We start from the raw sequence: 13,607 nt of genomic DNA, 5'->3' as shown, positions 1-13,607 counted from the left end.
CACCGTTATAAGAAAAGCCGCCTGCAGATCAGAAGTAATCTGAATCTGGCAGCGGCTTTTTCGGCAAAAACGATTCTCTCAGGCGATAAACTACTTCCACATGTTGATGAGCATCTCGGCGTGGTACGCCAAATTCATTCGGGCTCTGTCCGATATGGCCCCCGGTTTCTTGTTCTCCCCTAGCTGAGAAGCGAATGAATGCAGAAACTTCAGCGCTTGTTCCCTGGATCAGCATTCCGGGCGATTGGTAGACGGGGACGGGAACCGCTGAGAAGTCCGTGTCGGATGCGAAATAAAAGCCGATGTAAGAGGGCTGGATATACGTTGTATTTTGTCTGGCAACCTCCGCCCGGTACTGCTGATCATTCATGAACTTATGATCCCTAATTTATTTCGAGGCTAGCGGAAGGGTGTAGTAGTTAAAAGCCTTGTCCAGCAGCGCGCAGGCCTCTTGACGAAGCAGCAGCTGCTTGGAGCGGAAATTGACGGAGCCGTCTTTTTGGATACGGGTGTCCGGATCAATGACTCCACTTCCGATAAGCGCTTGAATAGCTTCTATGGCCCACGGATCTGTTGAATCGGTTAAGGTAACCTTGGTATCCACTTGCAGTTGTTTTAGATTTTGGATCATAACAGCGGCGACTTGCCTCGTAAGAGGTTTCGAACGATTATACCGTGGAATGCCTTTGATCATCTGCTGTTGATTAGCATCGATCATGTCAGGGAACATGTACCAACCATGGGAGCGGATCAGCAGGTCAGCGAACTGCCCCTGGGTTATGGTTCCATGAGGATCAAAGCGGTTTCCTCCTATTCCTTGGATCAAGCCCAAGGTATGCAGGTTATCGATGTGAGTTTTATACTTACTGCTTGCAGGCACGTCGGCAAAAGGAGAGGTAACCTCCATTTTCTGTGATTCCCCTACGACACCGAGACCGATCTGGCTGGTGTAGTAAAAATATTGAATCTGTCCATTTGCTCCCTTTTTGAAGGTGACCTTGTTCCCCAGCTCGTCCTGGAACAGCAAGTCGTTAATTTTCTTTAGGGTGTGTTTTCCGGTCGTGGAATCTTCCATCGTAAGGCGTCCATTCTCATACGCAAACCGAGTCCGAATACTATGGACCCGGGTATTTTGATAAAGGCCGGTATAGGATTTGGCTTCCTCTTTGCTTAATTCTGCAAACACAGGCTTCGGATTTGATGCCGTTTCCGGAAAGTAATGATCCATGAACTCATCATATATTTCCAAGCTCATGTTGGTGTCGTTATTATAGGACATATAAATGCCTGTGTTCTTCTCCGGAATCAATACCATCAAGGAGGAGTGTCCCGGCATATTGCCGCCTTTTAGTACCACATGGTGTCCATTCATCAATTCTTTGTAGTAGCCTTCGAAGCCAACGGTGGCGATAGGGACAGAAGGCTCTGCATAAGTTTGATAGGTATGCATCTGCTTCAAGCTTTGCGGACTTACCAGCTGATTATCGCCATATTTCCCATTCTGCAGCTGCATGAGCAAATAATTTGCCATGTCCTCACCCGTCGATAAGATGCTCCCCTGCGGGCCATCGGTGGGGGCGTGACCAGACAGTGGTTGAAACTCCCCGGTTGGACTGTAGTGGGAGGCCATTCGCGCAAGCAGGTCAGGTGTGAATCGAACGCTTGTGGATTTCATCCCCAAAGGCTCAAAAATATTCTTTTTCATGTACTGGTCAAAACGAATGCCGCTCATATTCTCCACTGCATACCCGGCGAGCAAGAATCCAAAATTATCGTACACGTAGGCTTCCCCCGGCGGTCTGACCACGGTTGGCATATGTTTCTCCAGAAAATCCCGGGTTGGAATGTCCTGCTTCACGTATTCCGGCGATGTATAGGTTGTAATGTCAGGCATATCCACGCCGCTGGTGTAGGTTAGTAAGTCGAACATGGTGAGAGGCTTCCCTGTTCGATTCGGAATTTTCAGTCCTCCCAAGTACTCTTCGATATTATGTTTTAGATTGATTTTGCCTTCATCCACGAGCTGCATTGCGGCCAATGCCGTGAATGTCTTGCTAATGGAAGCAATTTGAAATACGGTTTGCGAGTCAACGGGAATTTGCTGTTCTTTATTGGCATAACCATACCCCTTATTGACAAGCACCTTGCCATCTTTGACGACTACAAAGTTGGACCCTACGACATTGTACTTCTTCATCTTGTCGGCAAACAGCGGGTCCGCGAATCTCAACAATTCCTGTGTATCGGAAGGACCGTTGTGGAAGGAGGCGGATAATGCAGCTGAAGAGGCCAGAGCCGCCAGTTTAGTCGAATCGGAAGCCGCGGCTCTGGGTAGGAGAGGTCCATTTCCCATTAATGTGGCCGCCGTTAAAGCCCCCGTAGATACAAGTAGAAATGCCGTTTTTACTTTTTGATTGTTCCATTTCATCGATACCATACTCCTTCAGAGATGTGATTGGGTAGCCTCGTCCTCATGCTTCATCCGGAACTCCGAGCAATGAGCGAACGGCTTGATCTCCCACAGTATGGCTGATGGTGTGTCATATCGGGCAGTAACATTCGGTCACTTCTTTGGGAAGGCGTGTCATATGACATTTTGACACTGTTGCACATGACAACGAGTGCAGTAGGATACAGAAATAACAAGGTCATAAAGACATGAAAGGAGTCTAATCTATGAAGAAATGGCTGAGGGAGTACCTGCTAAACTTTTGTTTTTTGATGCTGACTTTTGGAACTGGAGTGTTTTACTTTTGCTACTATCTTGTAGGCCTTGTATTTGGCTTCAGCATGAGTTTCACCCTGATCGGGATACCTGTTCTCACCTTTGTAATGCGAACGTCACGGACCTTCATGAATTACGATCGGATTCAGGCGAAGTTTTATACGGACATAACGATCGAACCTGTTATGAAGAGAACATCATCCGGCTCCTACTGGAGTCAGGCTAAAGTGGAGCTGTCGGACATCCGAAATTGGAAAGCCGTATCGGTACTCATGCTGAAGTTTATCGTTGGCATCGCTAGTTTGTTCAGTGCCGTTATCTTCTTTATCGTTCCCATTCTATGGATATTGGCCCCATGTATCAGTTCCTTTGCGGATATCAACGTAGGACTTATTCGCATCGATACCTTGCCCAAGTCCCTGCTTATGATGGGAGTCGGCCTTCTGTTTGCTTATGCAGGGTCATGGGCGGCTAAGGGAGCGGCGAGATGGACAGGCCGGTACACGCAGTGGATGTTTTCGGTTTGGAGGTAGACACACTGTTGGGGCCGTGTCATATTAGGGAGGAACCGTGAAGGAACTGCAGGGAGTGAAAGCTTTTGTTTGATATAGTGAAACAATGGAAGTGGTACGACTGGGCGATGCTCTTTATTCGCATGATGGGCTGCATCTCCCTGATCATCACATGTATAGAGTTCAGGAACCAGTTTACCGCAGCGTTATGGATCGTCGTCATGTGGGAATTGGCAGCCTTCTCGATCCCCTGGTTGTGTCTGCTTCTGAATCATAAAGCATATTTGATCACCGAGATTTTATTATCAGGCGGAATCGCCGTTTATTTGACTTCCTTATTCCCGGGGGCCTACTTGTCGTTTATCATTCCGGCTTTTCTGATGGCTGCGAACAGCTATGGAACGACGTACAGATGGACAGGCCCCCTTGCGGCTATCTTGGTTCCAATACTGATCAAGCTGTATGCCCCGTCAACGGATTTGATACTGATGATAGAGCATGTTGCTTTTGCGTTTGCATTAGGATTTGCCTTTCATCTGTTGATGGCCAACTACAGCCAGAACGAAATGATTCGGACACATAATACGATATTGGAGCAGTATTTATCTCAGGTCGAGCGGGTCACGCTGTTGGAAGAACGGGAACGCGTGTCCAAGGAACTGCATGATACGATGGGCCATACGTATACGGCGGTCATTATGGGCTTGGAATCGCTTCGTTCTACGGAAACAGATGCAGCTGCTCAGCGTAAGCTGTCCAATCTGCTGGAGCTGACGCGGAGAAGCCTGGATGAGGTCAGAGGGTATTTGCATGAGCTGGATTCACCGCAAGAGCAGCTTTCTTTGGTGCAGTCATTGAGACAGGTAGCGGAGGATTTCGAGCAAAACACAGGGGTAAGGGTAGGACTTAGAGTGCTTGGTGAAGAGTACCCGGTATCCCGGCAGGCCCAAATGACCTTCTATCGTTGCCTCCAGGAGTCCCTAACGAATAGTGCGCGTCATGGTAATGCGACGAGGATTGATGCTATGCTTCAATTTGAATTGCAGCAGACCCGGCTTGAAATCCTGGATAACGGTATTGGAACCGGGCAAATACAGGAAGGTTTCGGTTTAAGTGCCATGAAGGAAAGGGCCTATCGCCTTCAAGGCCAAGTTTCGATTTATTCGACTCCTGAGGCAGGAACCGTTGTGACCTGCAGCTTGCCTAGAATCTCGGAGCCTGCAGATGAAGTCATCCGACTTTTATTGGTGGATAATGAACCTTTTATCACGGAGAGTCTCGGCATCATCCTGGAATCGGAGAAGGATCTTGAGGTGGTAGGATGTGCTGAACATGGGGAACATGCCTTGGACTTGTGTGAGAAGCTTAACCCCCAGTTGGTGCTCATGGATCTGGAGATGCCCGTGATGGATGGCATTACAGCGACGAAGTTGATCAAACAACGTTGGCCGTTAGTGAAGGTTATCATATTCACCACATTTGAGCAGAGGGGAAAAGCTGCGGAGGTTATACGAAGCGGAGCGGACGGTTATTTGCTGAAGTCGATGAATCCGCGTGAGCTTGCCGAGAACATACGAATCGTGTATCGTGGCGGAACTTTGATGAATCCGGCGATCTCGGCTAAGCTTTTCGATGGTGAAGTGGGTGTTTTCATGAAGGAAGAGGATGGCACTGCATCCGTCATGGAAGTCGATCCAGGGTCGTCTCCACTGCTGAAGTCTTATGATCTGACACCAAGGGAGATTGAGGTTCTGAAGTATCTCTCCCAAGGATTGCGGTACAAAGCGATTGCGATGAAGTTGTATCTCTCAGACGGGACTGTACGGAATTATGCTTCAACCTTGTATGCCAAGCTGGGCGTCCGCAACCGGGACGAAGCGATAGAAGTTGCAAACCAGGCCGGGCTCCTATGAGCCCAGCCTGGTTTTGATTCATTCGTGTTTCCTGAATAGAGGCAAATGTTGGTGACATCACATCTGGAGCCCATCATCAGTAACTGCGGTCCATGTTTTTACCGTAATAGATTTCGTCCATCTCGAGTTTGATGCGCTCGGTTATTTTCTGCTGCTCGGCATCGGATAGCTTATCCTTAGTATAACCGAACAGATAATTGTCCAGATCAAACTGCTTCAGCTTACACTTGGTGTGGAAGATGTTTTCCTTGTATACATTGACATCAATCATATCGAACAGATCCTTGGCTTCGTCCGGAATATAGTTCTGAATGGAGCTGATCTCATGGTCGATAAACAGCTTGTGTCCGTGAATGTCCCTCGTGAAACCCCGAATTTTATAGTCGATCGTCATAATATCCGTATCAAAAGAGTGGATCAGGTAATTTAGGGCTTTAAGCGGTGAAATCTCCCCGCAGGTCGACACGTCGATATCGGCCCGGAAGGTGCTGATTCCCTCATCGGGATGGAATTCCGGATACGTATGGACGGTAATGTGGCTCTTGTCGAGCTGCAGGATGACGTTATCCGGCAGCGGCCCCGGCGATTCGTCATAGGATTCCTCCGGAACCTCCACGACAGGGCCCTCGGATACAAGCACTGTTACGCTGGCGCCTTGCGGGATATAATCCTGCTTGGCAATGTTCAGGACATGCGCTCCGATGATTTCAGCCACATGGCTCAATATTTTCGTGAGTCGATCTGCGTTATATTGTTCATCAATATATTCCAAGTATGCTTCCCGTTCTTCTCGGGTCTTCGTATAGCAGACATCGTACATATTAAAGCTGAGCGATTTCGTCAAGTTGTTGAACCCATGCAGGGTAACGCGTTGTTCTGGTGTCATATCCATATGAATTTCCCCTTGTGTCATTAATATATCAGTTCGAGTTCCTATTATTTCCGAAACCGGCGATTCCTAATCTGCCCACGCATCGTCTTCTGCGTTAACATTAATATGTTCTTACCCGCATCGGGTTCAATATTAACAGACGGTTCAGGAATGGTAGAGACAAGTTTCGGCAGCTCAAAAACTCCAAAAAGGCCAACCAGGTTTTCCGGCTGACCTTCATATGAGAAGGACACCTGCTACATGCAGCGTATCCTTCGAGCGTTTAAATGGACTTCACTTCGTATTGCCGATAAACCATGATTCTTCCAAACGGACGATTACTCCGTGAACTCCAGCAGTTCGATCACATTGCCAAAAGGGTCCCGGATCGCGCTGTATAGACCGGGAGGGCACGGCTGCGGGGTATCAAAGATGACCTCTACGCCCTGCGATTTGTAGTTCGCGATCGCTGCGCTTACATCAGCCGTCTCGAGTCCGATAATAACCTGGGCTTCATGCGGGTAATCGGTTTTCGTAGGTCGATCGCATTTTTGCAGAATAAGGGACATGCCCTCATGTTTCAAACTGGTGATCTGATCATCATAAACCTCGGAAACTTCAAATCCCAGAATGTCACAATAAAATCGCGTGGCTTGAGCCATATCGCTGACATTGATTGATAAAACACAAAGATTTGGCATAGGTCATACTCTCCTCTAGTTTATGGCTTGTCTTACTGGCAGCATAGAATGCCTTCACCGGATTCAATGCCGGATTTTAAGCTGGTCAGCATGCCTTTCCATGCATCCACATGCCATTCCCGGGCTTGCAGTGACGCTTCGGTATCCTTCCAGCCCGTATGCTCCAAGGTGATTCTTGTACAGCCGTCCTGTTCAGGCCCAAAAGACACCTTGACCACGGTCAACTCCCCTGATTCATCGTTTCCGCAAAGGGATCAGGTCCTTTCCACTCAAACACGAGGGTACACGGCTCAACATACTGCAAAATGTTACAGCCTGCGGTGCACATCGATTCACGATTGGCGGGGTTAAAATAAAGCTCAAACTTTCCGCCCGTCTTCGGTTCAATTTCCGCAGCCGGCGCAAACCACTCGGTTATCCTCGCAGACTCCGTCCATGCTCGCCAGAGGAGCTGCACATCGGCCTGAATCACGGTTTCTTGAATAATGGTCATGTTTAATCCTCCATCATATAGCGCTCATTGCTTTTGGGATAACGCTTCTTGCAGTTCCATTATAAATGGATAGGCGATTCAAAAATTCTTCTACTTTGCGCTGTTATTCCGATCCTTCTCAAACAAGAGCAGAGGCAGATTCACAACAATCGGCGGGTCATAGGGCAGAGGCTCGCGCAAGGTAATCTTCACGGCGAGATCGGTTCCTTCGTCGATATGGACAGGCTCCTCCATCTTGCCTCGCAAGGATTTGCTCAGCAGAAAATAATCCCGCGGATTGAGGCTCCAGGGGATGCCCGCTGCCAGCACATAATACGTACCGGCCGGGATGCCGGTTAACGTGCAGGTCCGGTTCTTGAGGTTGATGGCCGTACCGGTTACGGGCTTCTGATCGGGTACGGGTCTTGGGAACAGACCGACGTAAATCATGCCGCGAAACCTCTCGGGAGCTTCGATCCGGCAATGAATCCGGGGCAGAGCATGCCTTTCTTCCTCTGTCCAGGTTAATGGCTTGTGCTCATATTGATTCACGTAACGATGCAGGGACTCCGTGGTGGTGCGGAACTTTTTCGGAGACAGGCCGACAAACTGCTTAAAGCGGGTATTGAAGGTGCCGGGACTTGCCAAACCGATGCTCATTCCGATTTTCACGAGCAGGGAAGGACTTTGAAGGAGCTCGATTTTGCCGGCTTCAACCCGGAGCGAGGACAGGTATTGCCGGAGCGATATGCCGGTTACTCGTTTGAATACTCTGGAGAAATGGAAGGGACTATATCCCACTAGACCAGCGAGCTGCTCGGTAGTCATGGGCTCGTCCAGATGCTCCTTCATATATTGAATAGTTTGATTTACGGCTTCGGTATGTGCGTCATTCATTAGGATCACCAACTTCATATTTTGGGCTCTACATGAACGTAAGCCTTTTTCCACATTTATGAAGTTCTCCTCGTCGAATGCAATTTCCTTCCCCGATTTGGTTGCCCATTCATGGAAAGGCCGTTAAACTTAAAGGATGAGGGCTTTTCGAAGCGGAAAACCAAGGTGAACTAAGGAGTTTTTATCCATGAATGTGGAAACAAATGATAGAGAATCGATGAATATGGACACAGCGCGGGATTATCTGCAGAAATATTACGGCTATCCTGATTTTCGGGAGGGTCAGAAAAAAATCGTCGCCAGTCTTCTGGCGGGTCAGGATACGCTCGGGATTATGCCGACGGGTGGAGGCAAATCCATCTGTTATCAGATCCCGGCGCTCCTGTGTCCGGGTCTGACGTTGGTTGTATCACCTTTGATCTCCTTAATGAAGGATCAGGTGGATGCCCTTACGACAGCGGGTGTGGCCGCTGCCTATATCAACAGCACGCTCAGCGGCAAGGAAGTGAACGAGCGCATACGTGCGGCCAAGCGCGGAGAACTGAAACTGTTATATGTCGCCCCGGAACGGCTTGAACTGGATTGGTTCCGGGAGGAGATGGCGGGTCTCGATATTTCGATTGTGGCTGTCGATGAAGCTCACTGCGTATCCCAGTGGGGGCATGATTTCCGGACGAGCTATCTCTCGGTGGCTCCTTTTGTTAAAGGGCTCCCGAACCGTCCGATTGTAGCAGCCTTTACGGCCACAGCCACGCCTGAAGTTATGGAGGACATGCAGCGCCTGCTTCGACTGGAACAGCCGCAGGTGTTCGTGACGGGCCTTGGACGCGACAATCTGGAGATGTCGGTGCTTCGCGGTGAGAACAAGCGGGAGTTTGTGCTGGACTATGCGGCCTCGCATACCCACCAGTCGGGCATCATCTATGCCGCCACTCGTAAAGAGGTGGATGATTTATGCCAACGCCTTCAAGCTAAGGGGCTTCTTGCGGGTCGATACCATGCCGGTATGAGTGACGCGGAGCGAGCGGAGAGCCAAGAGGCCTTCCTGTATGACGATATTCGCGTTATCGTTGCAACGAACGCATTTGGCATGGGGATTGATAAATCCAACGTCCGATATGTCATCCATTACAATATGCCCAAAAATATGGAATCTTACGTGCAGGAAGCGGGTCGTGCCGGGCGTGACGGAGAGCCCAGCCAGTGCATACTGCTGTTCAGCGCCCAGGATATTATGACGCAGAAGTTTCTGATCGAACAGAATCCCCAGGAGGGCGAGCGCAAGCAGAACGACTACCGGAAGCTGCAGCAGATGATTGATTACTGCTACACCACAAGGTGCCTGCGCAGCGCGATGCTGGATTATTTCGGGGAAGAGCACGAAGATAAGTCCTGCGGTACGTGCAGCTCCTGCACGGATGATCGGGAGCTTGTCGATATCACGGTAGATGCGCAGAAAATCTTCTCCTGCATCCACCGGATGCGCGAACGCTTTGGCGTGTCCATGGTCGCTTCCGTGCTGAAGGGCTCACGGGCCAAAAAAGTACTGGAATACGGCTTTGACCGCCTTCCAACCTATGGCGTGATGGCGAATCGGACCGAGAAGGAGATATCCGAGACGATCAATGTGCTCATCTCGGAAGGGTTCCTGGCGTTGACGGAAGGCCAATACCCTGTCGTGAAGCTGCAAAGCGAGGCGGCCGATGTGTTAAAAGGTCAGCGCGAAGTCATGCAGCGTGTTCCGCGCCCTTCCAAAGCCGCAGGCAGCCAGCGCAGCGGCAGTCGCCGCGATTATTCGCCGTCAGCCGTCAACGAGACGGTGTTCGAGCAGCTGCGCTTGATTCGGCGTGAGCTAGCAAGCAAAGAGCATGTGCCGTCCTACATCATTTTTAATGACGCAACTTTGCGTGAGATGAGCGTGGTTTGCCCGCAGAGCGAGGATGAGATGCTGAATGTCAAAGGGGTCGGCGAAGTGAAATTCCGTAAATACGGCCGTCCGTTCCTGGAATTCTTCCTGAATGGTCAAGGCACATCGAGTGACGGCGACGACTTGTATGACTATGAATGATAAGCCGGCGTAGCAGGCAGAAGCCATTTTGCCGCTTGATTGCTTAAGATAATCCGTCCGGTAACAAAAACTTATATTATTTTAGAAGGAAAGTGGATCCTACCATGAAAGTCATACTATCAACCTTGAATGCCAAGTACATTCATACCTCCTTGGCCATTCGCTGCCTGAAGGCATACAGCGAGAAGGATTTCGATATCGAATTGACGGAGTACACGATTAAGGACCCCGTGATGAATATCGTCTCTGACCTGTTCCAGCGCAAGCCGGATGTGATCGGATTCTCCTGTTATATATGGAATATTGAAGAAACGATTAAAGTGATCGATATCGTGAAGAAGATTATGCCGGAGGTCACGATCATACTGGGCGGACCTGAAGTATCCTACGATACGGAGTATTGGATGAAACGGCTGTACAATGTCGACTTTATCGTCATGGGAGAAGGCGAGGAGACCTTCCACCATTTGCTGCAAACGATTGAAGGGGACCGGAAGTATCATTTCGTCTATGGCGTCGCTTACCGCAAGCAGGACGAAATTATTGTGAATCCTGGAAGACCGAAGAGCATTCTGGCGGAGCTGCCTTCCCCGCATCGTTTTCCGGAGGATATCCCGCATCTCGGGAAGCGGGTTGTCTATTTTGAGACCAGCCGGGGCTGTCCCTTCAGCTGCCAGTTCTGTCTGTCGAGCATTGAGGTGGGGGTTCGCTATTACGATATTGAACGGACCAAGGCGGATATTCTGTACCTGATCGAGAACGGAGCGAAATTGATCAAGTTCGTAGACCGGACCTTCAACATTAAGCGGGATTACGCGCTTGAAATGTTCGAGTTTCTGATTGAGAACCATGGCGGCTGCGTATTCCAGTTTGAGATCACGGCAGATATCATGCGTCCCGAAGTGCTGGATTATTTGGCTAAAAATGCGCCTCCCGGCATTTTCCGGTTTGAAATTGGAGTGCAATCGACCAACGATCCGACAAATGAGCTGGTGAAGCGTCGCCAGAATTTTACCAAGCTGTCACGCACGGTGACAATGATCAAGGACAGCCGCAAGATCGACCAGCATTTGGATTTGATCGCAGGTCTTCCGGAAGAGGATTACGATACGTTCCGCAAAACGTTTAACGACGTATTTGCGCTTGGGCCGGAGGAGCTGCAGTTAGGCTTCCTGAAGATGCTGCGGGGAACCGGGCTGCGGATCGATGCGGACAAGTATAACTACACTTATATGGATCATGCACCGTATGAGATTCTGGGCAGCGACGTGCTTCCGTTCTCGGATATCGTTCGATTGAAGAGACTGGAGGATGTGCTGGAGAAGTATTGGAATGCGCATCGGATGGACCATACCCTGAATTATTTGATGAAGCATGAATTTATGTCGCCGTTTGATTTCTTCCAAGAGTTTGGCGACTACTGGGAAGGACAGGGCTGGCAAAAAATCGGCCATCAGCTTGAGGACCTGTTCATGCGTTTAACGGCTTTCCTTGAAGATCGGAAGACCCCGCATATGAACGTTGTCTCCGGTCTCATGAAGTTTGATTATTTCCTGGGCCATAAATATAAACCGCGGAAAATATGGTGGGATCATACCCAGGATAAAGCGCAGTGGACCGCCAATGTTCGCAAAATCGTTGAGGAACCTGCGGCCCTATCTGCCGGTTTTGCCGATCTGGGGATCACGGAGCGCGATCTGCAGAAACATGCGATGATCGAGGTGCTGCCATTTAACCTCAGCGATGCCATCCAGGGTGGCACCGGATTCCCGGATAACGCGGACCATGCAACGATGCTGCTGGTATTGTACCAGCAGAACGAAACAGGGCAGCCGCAGTACTACACGATGCCTGTGGAGTTAGCGAAGCAGGCATAGTAGGGAAGCGACGGACAACCCCTTACTGGGACTTGATGCGAGCGTCTTGGCCATCGTTTTGGCAAAACACCTTTCTTCTAGGGATTAGCGATTGATAGGGATTGATAGGGTTGAAGATGTGATCAATGCCCCCTCGTTATCGTAACGGACGGTATCCTGGGCGTCCTGGAATAAAACACCCTTGGTATCGGTATTCTAATCGCATCAACCGATGAGGAGGGGATGTTTATGAACGGGAAACAGAAGGGGCAAGAACACGATACGCACGACGAGCCCACCGTCGCACCGGGTATGGAAACCAATGACGATCTGCGCGAAGAGGCAACAGAGGATGAAGTGAAGCATGGCGAGTACACCGAGGTCACACAGCTGATCATCGACCGCACGCCGAACGAGGAAGAGTAAGGGATTGGGCTGTCCTGTCCTGTCCCATAAGTAGTGCAACTTACTTGACGGAGCTCGCCAGATTAATTGGGGGCACCAGCGATTGGAAAGAATGCTTCGTACGCGCAGCGTTATAAAAAAACAGACAAAGGGGGCGTCCCAGGTCAATTGACCTTGAGACGCCCCCTTTTTAATTCGTCCTGCATCATTCTTTTACATAACCCGTTCCGACTCTTGCGGTGTCTCTGACCCATGCGATCCCGATGTGTGCCGTTCGAGCCAGTCGAGAACATGTGCCGCTACTTCATCCCGGTTGATTTCATGCAGCATCTCGTGGCGGCCACCGGGATACAAACGGTATTCAAGATCCTGAATGCCATGTTTCCGGTACAATTCGATCAACCGCCGCACGCCTTTACCGCGGTGTCCGACCGGATCATCCTCGCCCGAGAAAATATAAACCGGCTTATCCTTTAGAAGGCATTCCATCCATTGAGGTTTATGGATCTGGGACAGCAGCTTAAAGAAATCACGGAAGAAACGAGCGCTGCATACCTTGCCGCAGTAGGGGTCGTTGATATACTTATCGACTTCCGCTTCATCCCGGGATAGCCAATCGAACGGCGTGCGAATAGGGCCGAAACCTTTGTTGTAAGGGCCGAACACCATGGCGTTCAGCATCAGACTTCGGTGGGTGTCTCCTTGCAAGCGCATTTGTGCAGCTGCCAAGCTCATACCGAACGTCAGCAGTCCCTGCGGACCATTGGTGCCTGACAGTATGAATCCGTCGAATAATTCACCGTTCGAACACATGATCTTTTGCGTCAAAAAGGAGCCCATGCTGTGCCCCATCAAATAATGTGGAACACCGGCATGGCGCTTCTTGAGCTCGGAAGCAAGAAGCAGCTGGTCTTCAATCATCCCTTCGAATCCGTTTTCCCCGGGATCGCCGAGAAGCGTAAGACCCGACGTTTGTCCATGACCCCGATGGTCGTTGCAGTACACGGCGTAGCCGTATCCTGTCAGCAACTCGGCAAGCTCCTCGTATCGCTTGCCGGTTTCGCACATGCCATGCGCAATTTGCACGATGGCACGAATGGGATGGACCGGCTCCGGCAGCCATTGATATACAAAAACATACATGCCCTGCGCATTCAGCATCGTAAACGTGTCGGTTTGCATCACAG

Annotated in this window: 13 protein-coding genes; 5 read left to right on the top strand and 8 right to left on the bottom strand. The window is 50.0% G+C overall.

What is annotated here, in order from left to right:
• Window positions 1-28 precede the first annotated feature (28 nt).
• The gene (locus tag J7E85_RS15950; protein ID WP_251035739.1) at window positions 29-370 is read right to left on the bottom strand and encodes a hypothetical protein; all 342 of its coding nucleotides are present in this window, start codon (window positions 368-370) and stop codon (window positions 29-31) included.
• Between the two features lie 18 nt (window positions 371-388).
• Window positions 389-2,428, bottom strand: a complete 2,040-nt coding sequence (locus J7E85_RS15945) for a serine hydrolase domain-containing protein (protein ID WP_215159325.1) — start codon at window positions 2,426-2,428, stop codon at window positions 389-391.
• 248 nt (window positions 2,429-2,676) lie between these two features.
• Here J7E85_RS15945 and J7E85_RS15940 point away from each other — a divergent pair, with 248 nt between their 5' ends.
• Entirely contained in the window at window positions 2,677-3,258 is a 582-nt protein-coding gene (locus J7E85_RS15940) for a sensor domain-containing protein (RefSeq protein ID WP_215159323.1), read from the top strand.
• Between the two features lie 65 nt (window positions 3,259-3,323).
• Window positions 3,324-5,150: a response regulator gene (locus tag J7E85_RS15935; protein ID WP_215159321.1), complete on the top strand. Its 1,827-nt coding sequence runs from the start codon at window positions 3,324-3,326 to the stop codon at window positions 5,148-5,150.
• A gap of 76 nt (window positions 5,151-5,226) precedes the next feature.
• Here J7E85_RS15935 and speD read toward each other — a convergent pair whose 3' ends face one another.
• From speD to J7E85_RS15915, 5 genes are all read right to left on the bottom strand, one after another.
• Window positions 5,227-6,042, bottom strand: a complete 816-nt coding sequence (gene speD, locus J7E85_RS15930) for an adenosylmethionine decarboxylase (RefSeq protein WP_215159319.1) — start codon at window positions 6,040-6,042, stop codon at window positions 5,227-5,229.
• Between the two features lie 317 nt (window positions 6,043-6,359).
• A complete protein-coding gene (locus J7E85_RS15925) occupies window positions 6,360-6,722 on the bottom strand; it encodes a VOC family protein (protein ID WP_215159317.1) in 363 nt (120 codons plus the stop codon).
• Between the two features lie 32 nt (window positions 6,723-6,754).
• Window positions 6,755-6,940 carry an SRPBCC family protein gene (locus J7E85_RS34855; protein ID WP_353049507.1) on the bottom strand — a complete coding sequence of 62 codons (186 nt, stop codon included), beginning with the start codon at window positions 6,938-6,940 and terminating at the stop codon, window positions 6,755-6,757.
• Between the two features lie 2 nt (window positions 6,941-6,942).
• Window positions 6,943-7,215 carry an SRPBCC family protein gene (locus J7E85_RS34850; protein WP_353049506.1) on the bottom strand — a complete coding sequence of 91 codons (273 nt, stop codon included), beginning with the start codon at window positions 7,213-7,215 and terminating at the stop codon, window positions 6,943-6,945.
• Window positions 7,216-7,305: 90 nt separating this feature from the next.
• Entirely contained in the window at window positions 7,306-8,091 is a 786-nt protein-coding gene (locus J7E85_RS15915; RefSeq protein WP_215159389.1) for an AraC family transcriptional regulator, read from the bottom strand.
• A 187-nt stretch (window positions 8,092-8,278) separates the two neighbouring features.
• On the opposite strand from J7E85_RS15915, the gene recQ reads away from it, so the two are divergent.
• From recQ to J7E85_RS15900, 3 genes are all read left to right on the top strand, one after another.
• On the top strand, window positions 8,279-10,159 hold the full coding sequence (gene recQ / locus J7E85_RS15910; RefSeq protein WP_215159315.1) for a DNA helicase RecQ: 1,881 nt from the start codon (window positions 8,279-8,281) through the stop codon (window positions 10,157-10,159).
• 104 nt (window positions 10,160-10,263) lie between these two features.
• Window positions 10,264-12,036 (top strand): B12-binding domain-containing radical SAM protein, encoded by a 1,773-nt coding sequence (locus J7E85_RS15905; RefSeq protein WP_215159313.1) that lies wholly within the window; start codon window positions 10,264-10,266, stop codon window positions 12,034-12,036.
• 228 nt (window positions 12,037-12,264) lie between these two features.
• Window positions 12,265-12,441, top strand: a complete 177-nt coding sequence (locus J7E85_RS15900; protein ID WP_215159311.1) for a hypothetical protein — start codon at window positions 12,265-12,267, stop codon at window positions 12,439-12,441.
• Window positions 12,442-12,633: 192 nt separating this feature from the next.
• Here J7E85_RS15900 and J7E85_RS15895 read toward each other — a convergent pair whose 3' ends face one another.
• Window positions 12,634-13,602, bottom strand: a complete 969-nt coding sequence (locus tag J7E85_RS15895) for an alpha/beta fold hydrolase (RefSeq protein WP_215159387.1) — start codon at window positions 13,600-13,602, stop codon at window positions 12,634-12,636.
• Window positions 13,603-13,607 lie beyond the last annotated feature (5 nt).

The sequence above is a fragment of the Paenibacillus sp. ISL-20 genome, assembly GCF_018613005.1.
GTDB lineage: Bacteria > Bacillota > Bacilli > Paenibacillales > Paenibacillaceae > Paenibacillus_AQ.
This window is presented reverse-complemented; position numbering and strand designations above follow the sequence as displayed.